General features: G+C 53.2%; 20 protein-coding genes and 1 pseudogene. 15 read left to right on the top strand and 6 right to left on the bottom strand.

The window, feature by feature from the left end:
• Genes kdpC through kdpE form a run of 3 tightly spaced genes read left to right on the top strand, consistent with a single transcriptional unit; the run spans position 1 to position 3,936 of the window.
• The gene (gene kdpC, locus FHD02_RS10860) at positions 1–567 is read left to right on the top strand and encodes a potassium-transporting ATPase subunit KdpC (RefSeq protein WP_220393870.1); all 567 of its coding nucleotides are present in this window, start codon (positions 1–3) and stop codon (positions 565–567) included.
• Positions 568–577: 10 nt separating this feature from the next.
• The gene (gene kdpD, locus FHD02_RS10855; RefSeq protein WP_042309756.1) at positions 578–3,262 is read left to right on the top strand and encodes a two-component system sensor histidine kinase KdpD; all 2,685 of its coding nucleotides are present in this window, start codon (positions 578–580) and stop codon (positions 3,260–3,262) included.
• Positions 3,259–3,936, top strand: coding sequence for a two-component system response regulator KdpE (kdpE, locus tag FHD02_RS10850; protein WP_137360514.1), 678 nt, complete (start codon positions 3,259–3,261; stop codon positions 3,934–3,936). The genes kdpD and kdpE overlap by 4 nt, the downstream gene beginning before the upstream one ends.
• 94 nt (positions 3,937–4,030) lie before the next feature.
• On the opposite strand, the gene pgm is transcribed toward kdpE, so the two are convergent.
• Positions 4,031–5,671, bottom strand: coding sequence for a phosphoglucomutase (alpha-D-glucose-1,6-bisphosphate-dependent) (gene pgm / locus FHD02_RS10845; RefSeq protein WP_016152262.1), 1,641 nt, complete (start codon positions 5,669–5,671; stop codon positions 4,031–4,033).
• 24 nt (positions 5,672–5,695) lie between these two features.
• On the bottom strand, positions 5,696–6,238 hold the full coding sequence (gene seqA / locus FHD02_RS10840) for a replication initiation negative regulator SeqA (protein ID WP_042309768.1): 543 nt from the start codon (positions 6,236–6,238) through the stop codon (positions 5,696–5,698).
• Between the two features lie 193 nt (positions 6,239–6,431).
• Here seqA and ybfF point away from each other — a divergent pair, with 193 nt between their 5' ends.
• The 9 genes and pseudogenes from ybfF to FHD02_RS10800 form a co-directional block, all read left to right on the top strand.
• Positions 6,432–7,205, top strand: coding sequence for an esterase (gene ybfF, locus FHD02_RS10835; RefSeq protein ID WP_137360513.1), 774 nt, complete (start codon positions 6,432–6,434; stop codon positions 7,203–7,205).
• Between the two features lie 128 nt (positions 7,206–7,333).
• Entirely contained in the window at positions 7,334–7,621 is a 288-nt protein-coding gene (ybfE, locus tag FHD02_RS10830) for a LexA regulated protein (protein WP_042310165.1), read from the top strand.
• A gap of 155 nt (positions 7,622–7,776) precedes the next feature.
• Positions 7,777–8,307 carry a flavodoxin FldA gene (gene fldA, locus FHD02_RS10825; protein ID WP_054176141.1) on the top strand — a complete coding sequence of 177 codons (531 nt, stop codon included), beginning with the start codon at positions 7,777–7,779 and terminating at the stop codon, positions 8,305–8,307.
• A gap of 210 nt (positions 8,308–8,517) precedes the next feature.
• On the top strand, positions 8,518–8,604 hold the full coding sequence (locus tag FHD02_RS24860) for a ryhB-regulated fur leader peptide (RefSeq protein ID WP_137349021.1): 87 nt from the start codon (positions 8,518–8,520) through the stop codon (positions 8,602–8,604).
• Complete coding sequence (fur, locus tag FHD02_RS10820; RefSeq protein ID WP_003022836.1) at positions 8,597–9,043, top strand: ferric iron uptake transcriptional regulator; 447 nt, start codon at positions 8,597–8,599, stop codon at positions 9,041–9,043. Before FHD02_RS24860 ends, fur begins: the two co-directional genes overlap by 8 nt.
• 128 nt (positions 9,044–9,171) lie before the next feature.
• A complete protein-coding gene (gene tcuR / locus FHD02_RS10815) occupies positions 9,172–10,098 on the top strand; it encodes a tricarballylate utilization LysR family transcriptional regulator TcuR (protein ID WP_137360512.1) in 927 nt (308 codons plus the stop codon).
• A 97-nt stretch (positions 10,099–10,195) separates the two neighbouring features.
• Positions 10,196–11,599 (top strand): FAD-dependent tricarballylate dehydrogenase TcuA, encoded by a 1,404-nt coding sequence (gene tcuA / locus FHD02_RS10810; RefSeq protein WP_042309774.1) that lies wholly within the window; start codon positions 10,196–10,198, stop codon positions 11,597–11,599.
• The gene (gene tcuB / locus FHD02_RS10805) at positions 11,586–12,725 is read left to right on the top strand and encodes a tricarballylate utilization 4Fe-4S protein TcuB (RefSeq protein WP_137360511.1); all 1,140 of its coding nucleotides are present in this window, start codon (positions 11,586–11,588) and stop codon (positions 12,723–12,725) included. Before tcuA ends, tcuB begins: the two co-directional genes overlap by 14 nt.
• 53 nt (positions 12,726–12,778) lie before the next feature.
• Positions 12,779–13,038: pseudogene (locus FHD02_RS10800) on the top strand (hypothetical protein); the annotation flags it as partial.
• 148 nt (positions 13,039–13,186) lie between these two features.
• Here the strand turns inward: FHD02_RS10800 and chiQ are convergent.
• From chiQ to nagE, 4 genes are all read right to left on the bottom strand, one after another.
• Positions 13,187–13,519: a ChiQ/YbfN family lipoprotein gene (gene chiQ / locus FHD02_RS10795; RefSeq protein WP_038638809.1), complete on the bottom strand. Its 333-nt coding sequence runs from the start codon at positions 13,517–13,519 to the stop codon at positions 13,187–13,189.
• Between the two features lie 49 nt (positions 13,520–13,568).
• The gene (chiP, locus tag FHD02_RS10790; RefSeq protein ID WP_038638807.1) at positions 13,569–14,975 is read right to left on the bottom strand and encodes a chitoporin; all 1,407 of its coding nucleotides are present in this window, start codon (positions 14,973–14,975) and stop codon (positions 13,569–13,571) included.
• 434 nt (positions 14,976–15,409) lie between these two features.
• Positions 15,410–17,077, bottom strand: coding sequence for a glutamine--tRNA ligase (gene glnS / locus FHD02_RS10785; protein ID WP_220393869.1), 1,668 nt, complete (start codon positions 17,075–17,077; stop codon positions 15,410–15,412).
• A gap of 187 nt (positions 17,078–17,264) precedes the next feature.
• Entirely contained in the window at positions 17,265–19,214 is a 1,950-nt protein-coding gene (gene nagE, locus FHD02_RS10780) for a PTS N-acetyl glucosamine transporter subunit IIABC (RefSeq protein ID WP_220393868.1), read from the bottom strand.
• A gap of 342 nt (positions 19,215–19,556) precedes the next feature.
• On the opposite strand from nagE, the gene nagB reads away from it, so the two are divergent.
• Genes nagB through FHD02_RS10765 form a run of 3 tightly spaced genes read left to right on the top strand, consistent with a single transcriptional unit; the run spans position 19,557 to position 22,795 of the window.
• Positions 19,557–20,357 carry a glucosamine-6-phosphate deaminase gene (gene nagB, locus FHD02_RS10775; RefSeq protein ID WP_003022803.1) on the top strand — a complete coding sequence of 267 codons (801 nt, stop codon included), beginning with the start codon at positions 19,557–19,559 and terminating at the stop codon, positions 20,355–20,357.
• A 60-nt stretch (positions 20,358–20,417) separates the two neighbouring features.
• Positions 20,418–21,566: an N-acetylglucosamine-6-phosphate deacetylase gene (nagA, locus tag FHD02_RS10770; protein ID WP_042309784.1), complete on the top strand. Its 1,149-nt coding sequence runs from the start codon at positions 20,418–20,420 to the stop codon at positions 21,564–21,566.
• A gap of 8 nt (positions 21,567–21,574) precedes the next feature.
• Positions 21,575–22,795, top strand: a complete 1,221-nt coding sequence (locus FHD02_RS10765) for an N-acetylglucosamine repressor (protein WP_042309787.1) — start codon at positions 21,575–21,577, stop codon at positions 22,793–22,795.
• Positions 22,796–22,801: the final 6 nt, after the last annotated feature.

Genomic DNA, 22,801 nt, shown 5'->3' with positions numbered 1-22,801 from the left:
ATGAGTGGATTACGTCCTGCATTATCAACATTGATTTTCCTGATGCTTATAACCGGCGGGGCTTACCCGCTGCTGACCACCGCGCTGGGGCAGTGGTGGTTTCCCCACCAGGCTAACGGCTCCTTGATCCGCGAAGATCAGGTTGTTCGCGGCTCTGAACTTATTGGGCAACATTTTACCGCCGCCGGTTATTTTCAGGGGCGTCCGTCTGCAACGGCGGAAATGCCCTATAATCCCATGGCTTCTGGCGGCAGTAATCTGGCCGTCAGCAACCCGGAACTGGATAAACAGTTGCAAAGCCGGATTGCCGCGCTGCGTGCTGCCAATCCACAGGCTAGTCCTGCCGTTCCGCTAGAGCTGGTAACCGCGTCGGCCAGCGGGCTGGATAACAACCTGACGCCCGACGCGGTGGCCTGGCAAATTCCCCGCGTGGCGCAGGCCCGCAACCTCAGCGTTAAAGAGGTGTCGCGCCTGGTTGCACAATACACGCAAAAGCCGTTGGTCAGTTTTATCGGCCAGCCGGTGGTGAACCTGGTGGAACTTAATTTAGCGCTGGATAAGCACTGAGAAAAAGGACATGCATAGCGAACCCTTACGTCCCGACCCCGATCGTCTGCTGGAGCAGACCACTGCCCCGCACCGCGGAAAACTAAAAATATTCTTCGGTGCCTGCGCGGGCGTCGGCAAAACCTGGGCCATGCTAACGGAAGCCCAGCGGCTGCGGGCGCAGGGGTTAGATGTGCTGATTGGCGTGGTGGAAACCCACGGACGCAAAGAGACCGCCGCGCTGCTGGACGGTCTCAGCATCCTGCCGCTAAAGCGACACGCGCGTCATGGTCGTCACATCAGCGAGTTCGATCTCGATGCCGCCCTGGCCCGCCGTCCGGCGCTCATTTTAATGGATGAACTGGCGCACAGTAATGCGCCAGGTTCACGCCATCCTAAGCGCTGGCAAGATATTGAAGAGCTGCTGGAAGCCGGTATCGACGTCTTTACCACCGTTAACGTACAGCATCTGGAAAGTCTCAATGATGTGGTCAGCGGCGTCACCGGTATTCAGGTTCGCGAAACCGTCCCCGATCCTTTTTTCGATGCCGCTGACGATGTGGTGCTGGTCGATCTTCCCCCCGATGATTTGCGGCAGCGCCTGAATGAAGGCAAGGTCTATATCGCCGGTCAGGCGGAAAGAGCCATCGAGCATTTCTTTCGCAAAGGTAATTTGATCGCGCTGCGCGAGCTGGCCCTGCGCCGCACGGCCGATCGGGTGGACGATCAAATGCGCGCCTGGCGCGGACGTCCAGGGGAAGAGAAAGTATGGCATACCCGCGACGCCGTTTTGCTGTGCATTGGGCACAACACCGGCAGCGAAAAACTGGTACGCGCCGCCGCGCGACTGGCGGCGCGTCTCGGCAGCGTCTGGCACGCAGTGTATGTCGAAACTCCAGCGCTGCACCGACTCCCCGAAAAACAGCGCCGCGCGATCTTAAGCGCCCTGCGATTAGCCCAGGAGCTGGGCGCGGAAACCGCCACACTTTCCGATCCCGCTGAAGATAAAGCGGTAATCCGCTATGCCCGCGAGCATAATCTGGGAAAAATTGTGCTCGGGCGTCCGACAACGCGTCGCTGGTGGCGCAGCGATTCCTTTGCCGACAAACTGGCCCATCGCGCACCGGATCTCGATCTGATGATTGTCGCGCTGGACGAACCGCCTTCACGCCCGACGCTACCCACTACGGATAGCCGCACCTTTAAAGATAAATGGCGGGTACAAATTCAGGGTTGTGTGGTTGCCGTCGCGCTGTGCGCCATCATTACGCTGATCGCGATGCAGTGGCTGATGGCCTTTGATGCCGCTAACCTGGTAATGCTCTATTTGCTGGGTGTGGTGGTTATCGCCCTGTTCTACGGACGCTGGCCATCCGTGCTGGCAACCTTTATTAACGTCGCCAGCTTCGATCTCTTCTTTATTGCCCCGCGTGGGACGCTGGCCGTTTCCGACGTCCAGTACCTACTCACTTTTACCGTGATGCTAACGGTAGGGCTGGTTATCGGTAATCTGACCGCCGGAGTCCGGTATCAGGCGCGAGTGGCACGCTATCGGGAACAACGTACGCGTCATCTGTATGAGATGTCGAAAGCGTTAGCCGTTGGACGGAGTCAGCAGGATATCGCCGCTACCAGCGAACAGTTTATCGCCTCAACGTTTCAGGCCCGTAGTCAGGTTTTATTACCTGATGAACACGGTAAGCTGGCGCCCCTCACCCATCAACAGGGCATGACGCCATGGGACGATGCCATTGCCCAATGGAGTTTTGACAAAGGGCAGCCAGCTGGCGCGGGCACGGATACCTTACCGGGCGTACCGTACCAAATCTTACCGCTAAAAAGCGCCGATAAAACGCATGGGCTACTGGTAGTGGAACCGGGAAATCTGCGTCAGTTGATGATCCCCGAGCAGCAGCGCCTGCTGGAAACCTTTACCCTGTTGGTCGCCAGTGCGCTGGAACGTCTGACGCTGACCGCCAGCGAAGAGCAGGCCAGGTTTGCCAGTGAGCGTGAAAGTATTCGCAATGCGCTGCTTGCCGCCCTGTCCCACGATTTGCGCACGCCGTTGACGGTGCTGTTCGGTCAGGCTGAGATTTTAACGCTGGATCTGGCCAGTGAAGGTTCGCCGCATGCGCGTCAGGCCAGTGAGATTCGCCAGCACGTGCTGAATACCACCCGACTGGTTAATAATCTGTTGGATATGGCGCGAATTCAGTCTGGTGGCTTTAATCTTAAGAAGGAGTGGTTAACGCTGGAAGAGGTGGTGGGCAGCGCCCTGCAGATGCTGGAGCCGGGACTCTCAGCCCCGATTAATCTGTCGTTACCCGAACCGTTGACGCTGATCCATGTCGATGGCCCGCTTTTTGAACGGGTGTTAATTAATCTGTTGGAGAACGCCGTTAAGTACGCGGGTCCGCAGGCACAAATCGGCATTGATGCCAGCGTCAACGGTGAGCACCTGCAACTGGACGTCTGGGATAATGGACCGGGTATTCCATCGGGTATGGAACAGCGTGTTTTTGACAAATTTTCCAGAGGAAACAAAGAGTCATCGGTACCCGGCGTGGGATTGGGGCTGGCCATTTGTCAGGCGATTGTGGACGTGCACGGCGGTACCATTTCCGCCCATAATCGTGCCCAGGGAGGAGCCTGTTTCCGTGTTACACTGCCCCAGGAAATCCCCCCTGAACTTGAAGATTTTCATGAGGATATGTGACAAACGTTCTGATTGTTGAAGATGAACAGGCCATTCGCCGCTTTCTGCGCACCGCGCTGGAAGCCGATGGCCTGCGTGTATATGAAGCGGAAACGCTGCAACGTGGTCTGCTGGAAGCCGCCACGCGAAAACCCGATCTCATCATTCTCGATCTCGGCCTGCCAGACGGCGACGGCATTGATTTTATTCGCGACCTGCGACAGTGGAGCGCAATTCCAGTAATCGTGCTTTCAGCCCGTAGCGAAGAGAGCGATAAAATCGCCGCGCTGGATGCCGGTGCCGATGACTATCTCAGTAAACCCTTTGGTATTGGCGAGCTACAGGCGCGATTGCGCGTGGCATTGCGGCGCCACGCCAGCGGCGCGTCCCCCGAACCGGTGGTGCATTTTTCCAACGTAAAAGTGGATCTCGCCGCCCGCCTCGTACACCATGGCGACGAGGAAATCCATCTGACGCCAATTGAGTTTCGCCTGTTAGCGGTACTGCTGAATAATGCCGGGAAGGTACTGACGCAACGCCAGCTGTTAAATCAGGTTTGGGGGCCAAACTCCGTTGAGCACAGTCACTATCTGCGAATCTATATGGGACACCTACGCCAGAAACTGGAGCTGGACCCGGCTCGTCCACGTCATTTTCTAACCGAAACTGGGATTGGCTATCGGTTTATGCCGTAAGTCTTCGTCAAAAAAAAGCCGGATCAGCATACATGCTATCCGGCTTTTTTATTCATGCCGGATAGTGACGCTAGCGTCTTATCCGGCCAGGGGTTTACGCGTTTTTCAACACTTCGCTGACAATTTCAACCGCTTCTTTTTCGATCTGTTTGCGGTGTTCTTCTCCGAGGAAGCTTTCGCAGTAGATCTTGTAAGCGTCTTCCGTGCCTGACGGACGCGCGGCAAACCAGCCGTTGTCAGTCATCACTTTCAGACCGCCAATGGAAGCCCCATTGCCAGGCGCCGCGGTCAGACGTGCGGTGATCGGATCGCCCGCCAGCGTGCTGGCGCTTACCATTTCCGGAGACAGCTTAGACAGCGCCGCTTTTTGCGCGGAGGTCGCGCTCGCCTGCAAACGGTTGTAGCTCGGCGCGCCGAAGCGAGCAGCCAGTTCGTTGTAGTGTTCTTGCGGGTTCTTACCGGTCACAGCGGTGATTTCTGCCGCCAGCAGACACATGATGATGCCGTCTTTGTCGGTCGACCACGGTGTACCGTCGAAACGCAGGAAAGATGCGCCCGCACTCTCTTCACCACCAAAGCCAAAGCTGCCGTCGAACAGACCGTCAACAAACCATTTAAAACCGACCGGCACTTCCACCAGCTTACGGCCCAGATCGTTGACCACGCGGTCAATCATCGCCGAGGAAACCAGCGTCTTACCGACGGCAACATCTTTGCCCCATTGCGGACGATGCTGGAACAGATAGTTGATCGCCACCGCCAGGTAGTGGTTCGGGTTCATCAGCCCCGCCGGAGTGACGATACCGTGACGGTCATAGTCCGGATCGTTGGCAAAGGCCAGATCGAACTTGTCACGCAGCGCCAGCAGACCCGCCATCGCGCATTCGGAGGAGCAGTCCATACGGATTGCGCCGTCTTTATCGAGATGCATAAAGCGGAAAGTCTGATCAACGTGATCGTTAACGATAGTCAGGTTCAGGTTGTAGTGTTTGGCAATACGCTTCCAGTATTCGATACCGGAACCGCCCAACGGATCGACACCCAGCGTCAGACCCGCTTTCTGGATCGCCGCCATGTCGACGATATCTGCCAGCCCTTCAACAAACGGCTGAACCAGGTCCTGCTCTTTCACATGACCCGATGCCAGCGCGGCGTCCAGCGACATACGCTTCACGCCTTGCAGACCGTCAGCCAGCAACGCGTTAGCCCTGTCTTCCACCACTTTGGTGACGTTGGTATCTGCCGGACCACCGTTTGGCGGGTTGTATTTAATGCCGCCGTCTTCCGGCGGGTTGTGGGACGGCGTGATCACAATGCCGTCAGCCAGCGGGCCGCCTTTTTTGTTGTGGACCAGGATGGCATTCGACACGGCAGGGGTTGGCGTAAAGCCGTTGTTTTCCTGCACGATGACGTCAACACCATTCGCCGCCAGCACTTCCAGCACAGAGATAAAAGCCGGTTCAGACAGCGCGTGGGTATCCTTGCCCACATAGCACGGGCCAGTAATCCCGTTTTTCGCACGTTCTTCAGCTATCGCCTGGGCTATAGCCAGAATATGCGGCTCGTTAAAACTATGACGACCTGCGCTGCCGCGATGCCCGGACGTACCGAACTTGACGGCGTGCTCAGCGTTCCCTGCCGTTGGTTTCAGTACATAGTACTGTGCCGTCAGTTGGGCGACGTTAATCAAATCACTCTGTTGCGCAGGTTGACCTGCACGGTTGTGGATTGCCATTGCCTGGTCCTTCTAATGCAAGGATTAAATTGTTCCGCAAACCTTTTCAATCAATTCCGCAGGGAATTGCATTGACTGCATGATGTGCTCCACCATGCTGCATTTACGGCCGGTGTTGGTATTGGTGATCACCCAGTACGGCGTGCCTGGCACGTGTTTCGGTTTGGTTTGATTACCATTTTTCAGCAGCGTCTGTTCATCTGCTGCAAAATAAACGCGCGTCCGGCCATGCAACGAATCCGTTGCTTCGGCGAACGCGTTTTGATCCAGAGAATAGAGTGTAGACAGCACCAGCATAAAGCGATTTACTGCTTTCTTCTGTTCCGCATATTCATCGGACAACAGCAGTTCACGCATCGCGCGCACTTTATCTTTTACGGGGTTAACCGGCTTGGCTTCCACGACAGGTTGCACAGCGCGGACTTCTTTTACTACCGGAGTGACAGGCTGTGATGCGGCGGAAAATTTCAACATACGCCGTAAAATGTCGGATGCGCTCTCGCCGATATGCTTGGTGTGGCTGGCAATATAGCTATAGAGTTCATCATCAACTTCAATCGTTTTCATCTTAATCCAGTGCAGTGTTTAGCTGAATACAAGTTGTTGGGTTAACACGCGTAGTGTAAAGGCAAATCCCAACAGCGGATAGCGTCAAGCCTGGTGGCTGATAAAACTCGGAGTAACCGTAGTTGTTGCAGCCCTGTGGCAGAATGGTCAACATGATACCCTAACCCGTGAGTGTGAAAAAAAGAACTTTGCCATGAAATTGAATATCCGAGCGCAATCTGCGCAAAACCTGCACAATAATTCTCCCATCGTCCTGGTTCACGGCCTGTTTGGTAGTCTGGATAACCTGGGGATCCTGGCGCGCGATCTGGTGGCCGATCACGATATCATCCAGGTTGATATGCGAAATCATGGCCTCTCGCCCCGATCGCCTGAGATGAATTATGCGGCCATGGCGCAAGACCTGGTGGATACGCTGGACGATCGACAGATCGAAAAAGCGATCTTTATTGGTCACTCGATGGGGGGAAAAGCCGTCATGGCGTTAACCGCGTTGGCCCCTGATCGTATCGATCGGCTGGTGGCTATTGATATTGCGCCGGTTGACTATCATGTACGCCGTCATGATGAGATTTTTGCGGCAATCAATGCCGTAACCGATGCACAAGCGTCCTCACGCCAGCAGGCGGCAAGCGTCATGCGCCAGCATCTGCAAGAGGAAGGTGTTATCCAGTTTCTGCTGAAATCCTTTGTTGACGGCGAGTGGCGCTTTAACGTTCCCGTATTGTGGGATCAATATCCCCATATCGTTGGTTGGGAAACCGTCCCGGCGTGGGAGCACCCGGCATTGTTTATCCCAGGCGGTAACTCCCCTTATGTCACCGAAGCGTATCGCGGACAGCTGCTGGCACAATTCCCGCAGGCTCGGGCGCACGTAATTGCGGGCGCGGGGCATTGGGTACATGCGGAAAAACCTGAAGCAGTGCTGCGGGCCATTCGTCGTTATCTGAACGAGCAGGCTAACTGATTAAAAACTCAGCGTCCGTGCGCGATTACGCGCGTGGGCGTTGGCGTGCCTCCCCTGCTGATGTATTATGGCGCGCTATCCATCCGGGCAGACGCCTGGCTGATTGTTTCCCCGAAGTCACCAAGATCATGGCCAAAGAACAAACGGACCGTACGACATTAGATCTGTTCGCGCAGGAGCGTCGCCCGGGACGACCCAAAACTAATCCGCTCTCGCGTGATGAACAGTTACGTATAAATAAACGTAATCAGCTTAAACGTGACAAAGTTCGCGGGCTTAAGCGTGTCGAACTGAAACTGAACGCTGATGCCGTTGACGCGTTAAACGAGCTGGCCGAGGCGCGTAACATGAGTCGCAGTGAACTCATCGAAGAGATGCTGATGACCCAACTCACCGCATTGCGCGGTCAGGCATAGTCTGAATTTCTGCTCTAAATCATAAATCGTGTAGCACAGAGTGCAGTCCCGCGTGTTTGCTGTTTCCGCATGCCTGACTGTTCTGCTATGATTGCCCTTATCCGTGGGCAATGCGCCACCACCATTTCAATAAGTTTCAAGAGGTTATTTTACTCATGGCAATCACTGGCATCTTTTTCGGCAGCGACACCGGTAATACCGAAAACATCGCAAAAATGATTCAAAAACAGCTTGGTAAAGACGTTGCCGATGTACATGACATTGCAAAAAGCAGCAAAGAAGACCTGGAAGGGTATGACATTCTGCTGCTCGGCATTCCAACCTGGTACTACGGTGAAGCGCAGTGTGACTGGGACGATTTCTTCCCTACCCTCGAAGACATTGATTTTAACGGCAAACTGGTCGCACTGTTTGGCTGTGGCGACCAGGAAGATTACGCAGAATACTTCTGCGATGCGTTAGGCACCATTCGCGACATCATTGAGCCACGCGGCGCCACCATCGTCGGTCACTGGCCAACGGCGGGTTATCACTTTGAAGCGTCCAAAGGTCTGGCTGATGACAACCACTTTGTTGGTCTGGCTATTGATGAGGATCGCCAGCCGGAGCTGACCGCAGAACGCGTAGAAAAATGGGTTAAGCAGATCTCAGAAGAACTGCACCTCGACGAAATCATCAATGCCTGATATCACGCGGCGTAGATCATCATCTGCGCCGCATCAATAGATAAAACCAATCAAAATAATTGCTACAAATTTGTAACTTTTTCGTCTGACCCTGTACAATGGCTGGATGCCAATCGGGTGTTGCACAGTGTGTTTGTCGGCGATACCACGTTTTGATTAACAATATATGCCAGAGACTTGCAGTTTTCATTTAACCATGGCAGTTCTATAATGATATGCAATTTCTCAAGTGCAATTTCTGTCACTTCTGTTAATGAAGTGAATCGTTTAGCTACAGGACAGATTCCGCATGACTGACAACAATACCGCATTAAAGAAGGCTGGCCTGAAAGTAACGCTTCCTCGTTTAAAAATTCTGGAAGTTCTTCAGGAACCGGATAACCATCACGTCAGTGCGGAAGACTTATACAAGCGCCTGATCGATATGGGTGAAGAAATTGGTCTGGCGACCGTGTATCGTGTGCTGAACCAGTTTGATGATGCCGGTATCGTGACCCGCCATAATTTTGAAGGTGGTAAATCCGTCTTCGAACTGACTCAACAGCATCACCACGATCACCTCATTTGCCTCGACTGCGGCAAAGTGGTCGAGTTCAGCGATGATTCCATTGAAGCGCGCCAGCGTGAGATTGCGGCTAAACATGGTATTCGCTTAACCAACCATAGCCTCTATCTTTACGGCCACTGCGCCGAAGGCGATTGCCGCGAAGATGAGCATGCGCACGACGGCAAATAATGTGACGCTTTCTGAAAAGCCAACCTTCCGGTTGGCTTTTTTTATGGGCTGAATTTGACCAGCACCCTCTTCCTTCTCCGTCAATGTTGCTTTAATGTAAAAATCAATTGCCCTTCCGGAGAGTTGAAATGGAACTTCGCCAGCTACGCTATTTTGTTCGCATTGTAGAAACCGGCAGCATGGGTAGCGCAGCGCTCGATCTTAATATCGGCGTTTCGGCGCTCAGTCAGCAAATGACGCGGCTGGAAAACGAACTTGCTATTCGCCTGTTACAACGCACCTCGCGCGGTGTGACACCCACCAGCGCCGGACTGGCTTTTTACTCCCAGGCGCAGCTGGCGCTCCGGCATGCAGACGATGCAATCCTCGCCGCCCGCGAGGCCCGACTTTCCGGGCATGTCAGCGTCGGTATGGCTCCCAGTACCGCTTCCGTTCTCGGCATGCCTTTTATTCACGCCATGCGGGAAAGCTATGCTGATGTTCGCCTGCATGTGGTGGAAAGTCTCTCTGGCAACCTGGAACGAATGATTAATACCCGCCAGATTGATCTGGCTATCGTGTTTCAAAAAGAAAAGATCCTGCGCTGGAGCGCCAGACCGATTCTTGAAGAACGGCTGTTTTTAATTGGGACCCATGCCCTACTGGCTGATATTGTCGATGACAATATTGCTCCTGCCCAACTGGCCAATATTCCATTGATCATGCCAAGCCCGGGACACGGTCTGCGCGGCAGGCTGGATGCCATCTGTCAGGAACACGCGCTGAACATTGAGATCGCTACTGAAATTGATGGTCTGGCGTTACTGATGCGCGCCGTGCGCAGTGGCATTGGTGCCACTCTTCAGCCAGGCGCGGCGATCTCCCATCTCGATAAAGAAACTCTAAGAGTGATCGGCGTCCATAATCCGGTACTTAGCCGCCCTAACTTTCTGGTCAGCCTCTCTGACGATGAACTTACCCCGGCAGGCCTCGCCGCCCGTGTGGTGCTGACAAAAGTTATGCATCAACTGGTGGAAGCCGGAAGCTGGCCTGGCGCTACGCTTTACAATAACTAAAGCACTGTTTAGCGTCACGTCATAGCGCCCACACAGCCTGTACGTATACATTTCAATTACAAATTTAACAAATAGTTAAATGGTAATGGAGTATACGATGGTTGATGTTCTGGTGATTGGCGGTGGCAATGCCGCGTTGTGTGCTGCCTTGACCGCCCGGGAGCAAGGAGCTTCGGTACTCCTGCTCGAAGCGGCTCCCCGTGAATGGCGCGGAGGAAACTCCCAACACACACGTAATTTACGTTGTATGCATGACGCGCCGCAGGATGTGCTGGTGGAAAGCTATCCTGAAGAAGAATTCTGGCAGGATCTGTGGCGCGTCACGGAAGGGAATACCAACGAAGCGCTGGCGCGTCTGGTGATCCGTACCTCTTCACAATGCCGTGACTGGATGCGTCAGCACGGCGTTAACTTTCAACCTCCTCTCTCCGGCGCTTTACACGTGGCGCGAACCAATGCCTTTTTTATGGGCGGTGGAAAGGCCCTGGTGAATGCCTATTATCGCAGCGCAGAAAAGCTGGGCGTTCAAATTCGCTATAACACCCCCGTTCAGGCGCTTGAACTGCGTAATGGCGAGTTCGTGGCGGCGCTGGCAGGCGAAGAGCGCATCACCGCTAAGTCCTGCGTGCTTGCCGCTGGCGGGTTTGAGTCCAACCGTGAATGGCTACGAGAAGCGTGGGGAGAGAACGAGCGCGGCGAGTGGCCTGCGGATAACTTCCTGATTCGCGGCACGCGCTTTAACCAGGGCGTACTGCTCAAATTTATGATGGATGCCGGAGCCGACATTATCGGCGATCCCTCCCAGTCACACTGCGTGGCTATTGATGCCAGAGCACCATTATATGATGGCGGAATTTGCACCCGCGTGGACTGCGTCTCGCTGGGCATAATGGTAAACCGTGACGCAGATCGTTTTTATGATGAAGGCGAAGATTTCTGGCCGAAACGCTACGCCATATGGGGACGTCTGGTCGCTCAACAGCCAGGGCAGATTGGTTACTCCATCATCGACAGTAAAGCTATCGGCCACTTTATGCCTCCGGTCTTTCCCGGCGCGCAGGCCAATACGTTGGCAGAACTGGCCCTTCAGTTAGGACTGGATGCCGAACGCTTTACCCACACCGTGACGGAGTACAACAACGCCTGCCAGCCCGGCCAGTTCGACCATACCGTTCTGGATAACTGCACCACCAAAGATTTGCTACCCGCGAAAACGCACTGGGCGCGACCGCTGGACCAGCCGCCATACTACGGCTATGCCCTGCGGCCAGGGATCACCTTCACTTATCTTGGGTTAAAAGTGAACGAACGCGCCGCGGTGCATTTTGCCGGGCTTCCAAGCCGTAATCTGTTTGTCGCCGGAGAGATGATGGCGGGCAACGTGCTGGGTAAGGGCTACACCGCAGGCGTGGGGATGTCGATCGGCACGACCTTTGGCCGCATTGCCGGAAAAGAAGCCGCGCTGGCTGCACGTAAGGAGACTCGTCATGAAGCAGCTTGAGAAACTGATCATCGAAGCGCAAATTATCACCGAACCGGAAGCGGAAGTTGAACGTGTGATGCAAGTGTGCAATGCCTGTCGCTATTGTGAAGGCTTTTGCGCCGTATTCCCGGCCATGACGCAGCGTCTGGAATTCGGTAAAGCGGATATCAATTACCTGGCAAACTTGTGCCATAACTGCGGCGCTTGCCTGCACGCATGTCAGTATGCCCCGCCTCATGAATTTGCCATCAACGTACCGAAGGCGATGGCGGAAGTCCGGCTCGAAACCTATCAGCATTACGCGCAGCCCGCCGCCTTTGGCACGCTTTATCGTCGCGCAGGCGTCACCGTGACGCTGGCGCTGGTTTTCGGTCTGATCCTGTTTTTACTCCTCGCTATAGGTTTGAAAGGTTCATTATTCCATCCTCCACTGGCCGGGGATTTCTATCAAATTTTCCCGCATAACCTGCTGGCCTGGATGTTTGGTTCGGTGTTTATTCTGGCGATCGGTTTGCTGATGGCGGGCGTAATCCGCTTCTGGCGCGAGATCTCTCCGGGTATGCCGCGTTCCGCCGAGATTGCTGAAGCCTCACACGATGTGCTGACGCTGAAATATCTCGATGGTGGCCACGGCAAAGGTTGTAACGAAGCGGATGATGCTTTCACCCTGATGCGCCGCCGTTTCCACCACTTTACCTTCTACGGTTTTATGCTCTGCTTTGCCGCCACCGTGGTGGCAACGGGCTATCACTACTTTGCAGGTATAGAAGCGCCCTACCCGTTCTTCAGCGTGCCGGTGATGCTGGGCACGTTGGGTGGCATTGGTCTGGTTGTCGGCCCGGCGGGCTTGCTATGGCTGAATCTTAAGCGTTCACCGCTGCATGGCGACGCCCGGCAAAAACCGATGGATCGCGGTTTTATTTTGCTGCTGCTGCTGACCAGTTTGACTGGTCTGGCGCTGCTGGCGGGAAGGGACACTTCATGGATGGCTATTTTACTGGCCATTCATCTCGGCGTGGTCATGGCGCTTTTTCTGACCATTCCTTACGGAAAATTTGCCCACGGATTTTACCGCTGCGCAGCCTTACTCAAGTGGGCGATTGAGAAACGGCGCGGCAAACAGGCGGGGGTCACAGGCGACTAACCCGCAAACTCTTACCTCTATAAATATTATGATAAGACAGTGGAGCAAACCCAATGACACAACAACCATCGCGCGCCGGAACTTTCGGCGCAATACTGCGGGTAACCAGCGGTAATTTTCTCGAACAGTTCGACTTTTTCTGTTCGGGTTTTACGCCACCTATATTGCAAAGACGTTTTTCCCCGCGGAGAGTGAGTTTGCCGGGCTCATGTTGACCTTTGCGGCTTTCGGTTCGGTTTTTTTAATGCAGCCCGTTGGCGCAATCGTGCTGGGTGCTTATATCGACAGAATTGGTCGTCGTCCGGTATTGATGGGGATTACCGTACTCGCACTACTCACCACCTGGCCGGTAATGCACTGGCTCACCGCCGCGCCAGACTTCACGCGCATGACGCTGGTCCTGCTTTGGTTCTCGTACAAGCAAACGGGCGGAAAATTCTCCGCCCGTAGCATTTTTCGAATTACTGCGCAGCGTTCTTGCTACGAATTTCCTGCCAGACCTTGTCACAATCAGCATTAACGGACTGATCGTTACCCGTGCGCGTGGCCTGGATACACTGCTGATAATCCAGTACGCGTACGCTTTCTTCATTAGCAAACTGCTGGTGCTGCTTTTCTTTCTTCAACACATTCAGCACGCTTTGGCAGGCTTCAATTTTCTCCGGCGATCCTTGCGCGGTGTTAATACACGCGCTGTAGGCTTCTTTCAGGCGACTGTCTTCTTTCGGCGAAGGGGATTGCGCACAAGCCACCAGCCCTGATGCCATAATGGCGATGAGTATCAGTTTTTTCATAGCACTTTCCTCAACGGAGCGGCAGACGTCTGGTCTGCCGCTGTTGGCATTAGAAGATGGTGAACGGAGCAATAACGATGAACTTCACGTCGCGTTCATCCTGGAAGATGTTGCCGTAACCACCGCCCCAGCTCGGAATGTCTGAATGGTTGTCGTACTGGGTGAAGTGCAGTTTAAACATGGTGCCCTTTGCACGACCATCCTGCAGGGTATAGACCGCATCCAGGCTGTAAGAAGACTCTTCGATAGTCCGGTTTTTGTCGTAGTACGCATCCGGATTGAGCTGCCAGGTAGATGGCTTGGCATCCCAGGCGTAAACGTAGGACGCACCGACTGCCCAACCCGGCAGGTTCCAGTTCTTCAGGTCATACATTGCACCGAAGAAGACGGCCTTTTCGCCGTTGGCGTTGAAGTCAGAACGGTTGTCCCACCAGATATCCAGACGACCGTTTGATGAGGCGTAGGTCGGGGTCATACGCTGCAGGAAGTAACCCTGCTGCCCGTCTGCTTTAACCCAGGTCCCTTCCAGGCGCAGGTCAACCACCTCCGCCACTTTGTAGCCGAAGGTTAACGCCTGCAACCAAGCCGTGCCATCATAAATATCGTTTACTGTGCGATCATCAACTTTGTCGCGCGCGCCATAGAACTGATAGCTGGTGGTAAACGGGTTACCGCCTAAATCGAATTTGTAGCTGGCTTTCGCGAAGTATTGATCGACGTAGCCTTCGGACTGACCAAATGCCGCTTCCAGCAACAGGTTATTTTTGAAGTCATATTTCGCGCCGATTGAGTGCAGGTAATCTACGCTGGTCTTTTTATCGGCCTGATAAAATTTATCGACTTCGGTGTGCCACGGCGCTTTATATTCATTGGCCCACATATAGGAGAAGCTCAGTGCGCCGGCATCACCATAGTCGAAGTTGGCACCGGCTTCGGCACCCTGATAAGTACCAGGCATAAAGCTCCAGTGCGGAGCCAATAGCGTCTGCCCGGTTGGTTGAATGTAACCGGCGCGCGCCCAGGTTGGGCCGTATTTAAATTTGGCTGCTGCTTTATACAGGCTAATTCCGCTCTTGTCGCCGGAGTAATCTTCGTCGTAGCCTTTATTTTTTGAAGAGAATGCGATTTCGTTTGGATGGCCGCTTTCGCTACTTTCGTTCATTTCAATCGCGGTGAATGCTGCGATATCAATACCAAACATATCGGCCGCATAACCGGACTGGAAGTCGAGGTTAGCGTTCCAGGTCGAGTGAGAAAGGTTGGTTTTGTATTTGTCATGATCGGTGACATCTTTACGGTCACGTTCACGCTGCCAGTAATAGATGCCGCCGGTTAAAGTGGAGTCATCAATGAAACCTTCGGCGTGAGCCTGGGGAGCGACAACGAAACCCGACATTGCTGTGATACCGGCGATAGCCAGCGCCAGCGTACTACGTTTGCCACTAAACGTACGCATATGTTAATCCTCTTTGACATAAAAATGCTGCCGATAAAAGCGGTCAGCGAAAAAACAAAAATTAAAAAAGTAGCGCCAAGAAAACCTCAGTGACTACAATGAATAGACTATTTTTCGCGACGCGAATTATCAATCTCTTTCTGTAACGAGTATGTAATAGTATGAGCAACCGCACATATTTCATTGCTTTCTGTTACATTTTCATCGAGAGATAAAAAAGCGTTGAAAAAATGAAAAAATCGCTTGTTTTCCATGAGGATGAAATCGGTTTCAGCCCATCTCATATTGAGGTAAGTTATTTAAACGTAAAAACATTCAGCCGTTTTATTATTACAGACATGTAATTAATTCGCTCCGCAAACGGAGCCTGGCACACGTTTTTTGGCATAAAAAAACGCCGCATGATGCGGCGTTTAGACAAGATGTGTTGCGGCTTATTCGCCCGCTTTAGCCCACGTATCACGTAGACCCACGGTGCGGTTAAACACCAGCTTATCAGCCGTAGCGTAACGGCTGTCGAGGCAGAAATAGCCTTCGCGTTCAAACTGGAACGCTTTGCCTGCAACCGCGGCCTGCAGTGATGGCTCGCCGTAGCCGTGTTTAATCACCAGTGATTCCGGGTTAATCACGGACAGGAAGTCCTCTGCCGCACCAGGGTTCGGTACGCTAAACAGACGATCGTACAGGCGGATTTCAATCGGCAACGCATGAGCCGCGCTGACCCAGTGAATAACACCTTTTACTTTACGACCATCGGCCGGATCTTTGCTCAGAGTGTCGGCATCGTAGGTGCAGAAAATGGTGGTGATATTCCCTTGCGCATCTTTCTCTAAACGCTCGGCCTTGATCACGTAAGCATTACGCAAACGAACTTCTTTACCCATCACCAGACGCTTATACTGCTTGTTCGCTTCTTCGCGGAAGTCAGCGCGATCGATCCAGATTTCAGCGCTAAACGGCACTTCACGGCTGCCCATTTCCGGTTTATTCGGATGATTAGGCATGGTCACCATTTCGCTCTCACCCTGTGGGTAGTTTTCGATAACCAGCTTCACCGGATCGATAACCGCCATCGCGCGCGGCGCGTTTTCGTTCAGATCTTCACGAATGCAGGATTCCAGCGAGGCGATCTCAATGGTGTTGTCCTGCTTGGTCACGCCAATGCGTTTGCAGAACTCACGGATCGCGGCAGCGGTGTAACCACGACGACGCAGACCAGAAATCGTTGGCATACGCGGATCGTCCCAGCCCTCAACGTGCTTGTCGGTAACCAGCAGGTTCAGCTTGCGCTTGGACATCACGGTATATTCCAGATTCAGGCGCGAGAATTCGTACTGGCGCGGGTGAACCGGGATGGTGATGTTGTCCAGCACCCAGTCGTACAGACGGCGGTTATCCTGGAACTCCAGCGTACACAGTGAATGCGTGATGCCTTCCAGCGCATCGCTGATGCAGTGGGTAAAGTCGTACATCGGGTAGATGCACCACTTGTTGCCGGTCTGGTGGTGTTCAGCGAACTTAATACGGTACAGCACCGGATCGCGCATCACGATAAACGGCGATGCCATGTCGATTTTCGCGCGCAGGCAGGCTTTACCTTCTTCAAAGCCTCCGGTACGCATTTTTTCGAACAACGCGAGGTTCTCTTCGACGCTGCGATCGCGGAATGGGCTGTTTTTACCCGGCTGAGTCAGCGTACCGCGGTATTCGCGGATTTCGTCTGCTGACAGTTCGTCAACGTACGCCAGACCTTTATTGATAAGTTCTACCGCATAGGCGTGAAGCTGATCGAAGTAATCAGACGAGTAGCGAATGTCGCCAGTCCAGTGGAAACCTAACCATTCAACGTCGTTTTTAATCGACTCAACGTACTCGATATCTTCTTTAACCGGGTTCGTATCATCAAAACGCAGGTTGCACTGGCCCTGGTAATCCTGCGCAATACCAAAGTTCAGACAAATGGATTTCGCGTGGCCAATGTGCAGATAGCCATTTGGCTCCGGCGGAAAACGGGTATGGATCGTGGTGTGCTTACCACTGGCCAGATCTTCATCGATGATCTGACGAATAAAGTTACTCGGGCGGGCTTCAGCCTCACTCATCGTGGATTCCTCAAAGCGTAAACAACGTATAACGGAACATGATCTTATAAGCGACGTCAGGAGACAACTATTAGTTGCACAAAAAAGGTGTTTCAACAGGATATATGAGGGTATTTGCTGCAAAAAAAAGCGGCGGAGGAATATCCCCCGCCGCTTAAGGCATTTAACTCACTTTACTCAGGAGCAGTTATTTACCTTTAATCTCATACAGTGGTGTCTGACCGGCAACCACATGACCTTCAGCTTTAATGACCAGAGCGCCGAAGTCATCGCTGTTGCTGCACACAACCGGGCTAATCATGGAACGTGCATTGGCGTTCAGGAAATCCAGATCCATTTCCAGAATCGGTTGACCTGCAGTCACTTCCGCACCTTCTTCAACCAGGCGCTTAAAGCCTTTACCTTCCAGCGCTACGGTATCGATACCCATATGGACGACGATTTCCGCACCTTTAACAGTTTCCAGACAGAACGCATGGTTGGTGTTGAAGATTTTCACGATGGTGCCCGCAGCCGGAGCAACCACGATTTTATCCGTTGGTTTCACCGCCACGCCGTCGCCTACTGCTTTGCAGGCGAAGGCTTCATCAGGAACCTGCTCCAGCGCAACGACGTCACCGGTAATCGGAGAAACCAGCGCTTCAACGGTGACTGCGTTCGCGACAGCCTGCGGTTTTGCAACCGGGGCCGCTGCTACTGGCGCGCTTTCAGCAGACGCTGCCGCAACCGGGCCACGCGCCACAACTTTCTTCATTTCGTCGCCAATGGATTCCGCTTTCGCACCTACGATGACCTGGATGGTTTGCTTATTCAGCTTAACGACACCCGATGCGCCTAAACGTTTACACATCGCATCGTTTACGCGACCAGAGTCGGCCACGGTCAGACGCAGACGGGTGATACAGGCGTCAATCGCTTTCAGGTTATCGGTACCGCCAACCGCAGCAATGTAGTTGGTTGCCAGTTGAGCCAGACCTTCTTCAGTGTTGCTGTTCGCTTCTTCTGTAACGATATCGTCTTCTTTATCTTCGCGGCCCGGCGTTTTCAGGTTAAACATACGAATAACCGCGCTGAACAACACAAAGTAGATAACGAAGAAGACCAGACCCATCGCAACCAGCATCCAGACGTTCTTACTTGCTGCCGGCAGGTTGTACATCAACACGTAGTCGATAGCACCTGCGGAGAAGGAGAAGCCCGCGTGGATCCCCAGCAGCGTCGCAACGAACAGGCTGATGCCGGTTAACAGTGCGTGCAGGAGATACAGCAGTGGTGCCAGGAACATGAACAGGAATTCCAGCGGCTCAGTAACACCGGTCAGGAACGCGGTGATCGCAACGGACAGCAGCATGCCGCCAACCATCGGACGACGCGCTTTCGGAGCCGCGAAGTACATCGCCAGCGCCGCACCCGGCAGACCAAACATCATGATCGGGAAGAAACCAGACATGAACATACCCGCAGTGCCGTCACCCGCGTAGAAGCGGTTGATGTCACCGTGGAAAACGGTACCTGCGGCGTTAGTAAATTCGCCAATCTGGAACCAGGCGATGGTGTTCAGAACCTGATGCAGACCGGTTGGGATCAGCAGACGGTTGATGAAACCAAAGATACCGGAACCCAGCGCGCCAGCGCCTACGATCCACTCACCACCTGCATGGATGGCGTTTTGCACCGGCGGCCACACGTAGCCGAAGATAGCAGCCAGCACCAGACAGAAGAAGCCAGTGGCGATCGGCACGAAGCGTTTGCCGCCAAAGAAGCTCAGGAAATCAGGCAGTTTGATACCAGACCAACGGTTATACACCGCACCGCCGACCAGACCGGTGATGATACCCGCCAGCACACCCATGTTGATGGCCGGGTTAATGGTAACCATTGCTTTGGTCAATATAAAATAACCGACCGCACCCGCCAGCGCTGCCGCACCCGCGCTGTCTTTTGACCAGCTGGAAGCCACACCGATAGCGAAAATCAGCGCCAGGTTATCGAAGATAGCCCCGCCCGCTTGCGCGATGAAAGGTACGTTTAGTAAATCTGGTTGGCCGAATCGCAGCAACAGTGCCGCGACTGGCAGCACAGCGATGGGGAGCTGTAACGCCCTACCCAGCCGCTGGAAAAAACCTAAAATATTCATTTTATTCCCCCTACGAGACCCCGATTAGGCTTCTTTGAAGCCATATTTTTATTGTGCGACCATTCCTGACAGCAAGATTCTGGATCAACGATATTAACCATTCATCTACATTCAGAGTGTGTGAAAATTTAATTCGTATCGCAAATTAAACGCGTGTTTTTTGTGATTCCAGTCACCAAATATCGTTATTAACCCTCCCTTCCACTGGCTAACTACGAAAACTTATTTTATCATTCAAAAAATCGAAACGGATTGATCCTTACCGATGCAAAACCAGGTTACGCTTAATACTGCACAGAGACTCAATCCGCCAATTGCTTACATTTACTTTTGAGGTGAAGAATGAGACTGATCCCCCTGAATACCGCTGAACAAGTCGGCAAATGGGCTGCTCGCCATATCGTTAACCGTATTAACGCGTTCAAACCAACGGCAGATCGCCCGTTCGTTCTGGGCCTGCCGACGGGCGGTACTCCGCTGACAGCTTATAAAGCATTGGTAGAAATGCACAAAGCGGGCCAGGTGAGCTTCAAACATGTTGTTACTTTCAATATGGACGAATATGTTGGCCTGCCGAAAGAGCATCCGGAAAGCTATCACAGCTTCATGCATCGCAACTTCTTTGATCACGTTGATATTCCAGCAGAAAACATCAACCTCCTCAATGGTAACGCGCCGGATATTGATGCAGAATGCCGTCAGTATGAAGAAAAAATCCGTTCTTACGGTAAAATCCACCTGTTTATGGGCGGTGTAGGCAACGATGGTCACATCGCGTTCAACGAGCCAGCCTCTTCTTTGGCTTCCCGTACCCGCATCAAAACGCTGACTCACGACACGCGTGTTGCTAACTCACGCTTCTTTGACGGCGACGTAAGCCAGGTGCCTAAATATGCCCTGACCGTGGGCGTGGGCACCCTGTTGGATGCCGAAGAGGTGATGATCCTGGTACTGGGTCATCAGAAAGCGCAGGCGCTGCAAGCCGCCGTTGAAGGGAACGTTAACCACATGTGGACCATCAGCTGTCTGCAGCTGCATCCAAAAGCCGTTGTGGTATGCGATGAGCCTTCCACCATGGAACTGAAAGTGAAAACGCTGAAATACTTTAACGAGTTAGAAGCGGAAAATATTAAAGGTCTGTAATTGATGTCTCCGCCCTGTCGATAAGTTGCAGGGCGGCATTTTTTGAAATCGGGGGTCGGAATGTATGCTTTAACCCAGGGCCGGATTTTTACCGGTCACGAAATTCTTGATGACCATGCGATTGTTGTCGCCAATGGCCTGATTGACAGCGTTTGCCCACTGGCTGAGTTACCGTCAGGAATTGAACAGCGCTCACTGAATGGGGCCATTATTTCCCCCGGTTTTATCGATGTACAGCTAAACGGCTGCGGCGGCGTACAGTTTAACGATACGGCAGAAGCCGTGACCGTTGAAACGCTGGAAATCATGCAGAAAGCCAATGAAAAATCAGGCTGCACCAACTATCTGCCTACGCTTATCACCACCAGCGACGACCTGATGAAACAAGGCGTTCGCGTCATGCGTGAATACCTGGCGAAGCACCCGAATCAGGCATTAGGGCTTCATCTGGAAGGTCCGTGGCTGAATCTGGTGAAAAAAGGCACCCATAATCCGGGATTTGTCCGTCAACCGGACGCTGCGTTGGTTGATTTCCTGTGCGATAATGCTGACGTGATAACCAAAGTCACGCTGGCACCAGAAATGGTCCCTGTAGAGGTCATCACCAAACTGGTAAATGCAGGTATTGTGGTTTCCGCCGGTCACTCAAATGCGACGGTAAAAGAGGCCAAAATCGGCTTCCGCGCAGGAATTAGCTTCGCAACGCATCTGTTTAACGCCATGCCTTATATAACGGGCCGTGAACCTGGCCTGGCGGGCGCTATTCTTGATGAAGCCGATATTTATTGCGGTATCATCGCTGATGGTCTGCATGTTGACTACGTCAATATCCGTAATGCCAAGCGCCTGAAAGGCGACAAGCTGTGCCTGGTTACCGACGCGACCGCGCCGGCAGGTGCAAATATTGAACAGTTCATTTTCGCTGGTAAAACAATATACTACCGGAATGGATTATGCGTTGATGAGAACGGGACATTGAGCGGTTCATCATTAACCATGATTGAAGGCGTACGCAATCTGGTCGAACATGCGAATATCGCGCTCGACGAAGTGTTACGCATGGCAACGCTCTACCCTGCTCGCGCCATTGGCGTCGACAAACGACTCGGCAGCATCGCGCCAGGCAAAGTAGCCAACCTGACTGCGTTCACGCACGACTTTAAAATCATCAAGACCATCGTTAATGGCAACGAGGTCGTTACTGAGTAAGAGAAAGAATGACACCAGGCGGACAAGCTCAAATAGGTAATGTTGATCTCGTAAAACAGCTTAACAGCGCGGCGGTTTATCGCCTGATTGACCAGCATGGGCCAATCTCGCGCATTCAGATTGCCGAGCAAAGCCAGCTTGCCCCCGCCAGCGTAACCAAAATTACGCGTCAGTTGATCGAACGCGGGCTGATCAAAGAAGTCGATCAGCAGGCCTCCACCGGGGGCCGCCGCGCTATCTCAATCGTCACCGAAACTCGCAATTTCCACGCCATTGGCGTACGTCTGGGCCGTCACGACACCACGCTCACGCTCTATGATATGAGCAGTAAAGTGGTCGCCGAAGAGCATTACCCTCTCCCGGAGCGCACCCAGGAAACGCTGGAGTATGCGCTGCTCAACACCATTGCCACTTTTATTGACAGCTGCCAGCGGAAAATCCGCGAGCTGATTGCGATTTCCGTCATCCTGCCCGGTCTGGTTGATCCTGAAAGCGGCGTCATTCGCTATATGCCACACATTCAGGTCGAAAACTGGGGGCTGGTCGAAGCGCTCGAAAAACGCTTCAAGGTGACCTGCTTTGTCGGTCACGATATCCGCAGCCTGGCGCTGGCTGAGCACTATTTTGGGGCAAGCCAGGATTGCGAAGACTCCATTTTAGTGCGTGTTCACCGCGGAACCGGGGCGGGAATTATTTCCAATGGCCGAATTTTTATCGGTCGCAATGGCAACGTGGGCGAGATTGGTCACATTCAGGTAGAGCCACTGGGTGAGCGCTGTCACTGCGGTAACTTCGGCTGTCTGGAAACCATTGCCGCCAATGCGTCTATCGAACACCGCGTGCAAAACTTACTGAAACAGGGTTATCCCAGCCGACTCACGCTGGATGATTGCAGCATTAAAGCTATCTGTAAGGCGGCGAATAAGGGCGATAACCTGGCGGCAGAAGTTATTGAACATGTTGGTCGCCACTTGGGTAAAACCATTGCCATCGCCATCAACCTGTTTAACCCGCAAAAAATCGTCATTGCAGGCGAAATTACTGAGGCGGATAAAGTGCTGTTGCCTGCAATAGAAAGCTGTATCAACACGCAGGCGTTGAAAGCGTTTCGCCACAATTTACCGGTGGTGCGTTCCACGCTGGATCACCGTTCCGCCATTGGCGCCTTTGCGCTGGTGAAGCGTGCGATGCTCAACGGTACACTGCTCCAACGTTTGCTGGAAAACTAATGCTCT

The sequence above is a fragment of the Citrobacter sp. EC_71 genome, from assembly GCF_019584005.1.
Taxonomy (GTDB): Bacteria; Pseudomonadota; Gammaproteobacteria; order Enterobacterales; family Enterobacteriaceae; genus Citrobacter; species Citrobacter werkmanii.
Note: the sequence above shows the minus strand (reverse complement) of the source record. Positions and strands in the feature narration are given on the sequence as shown.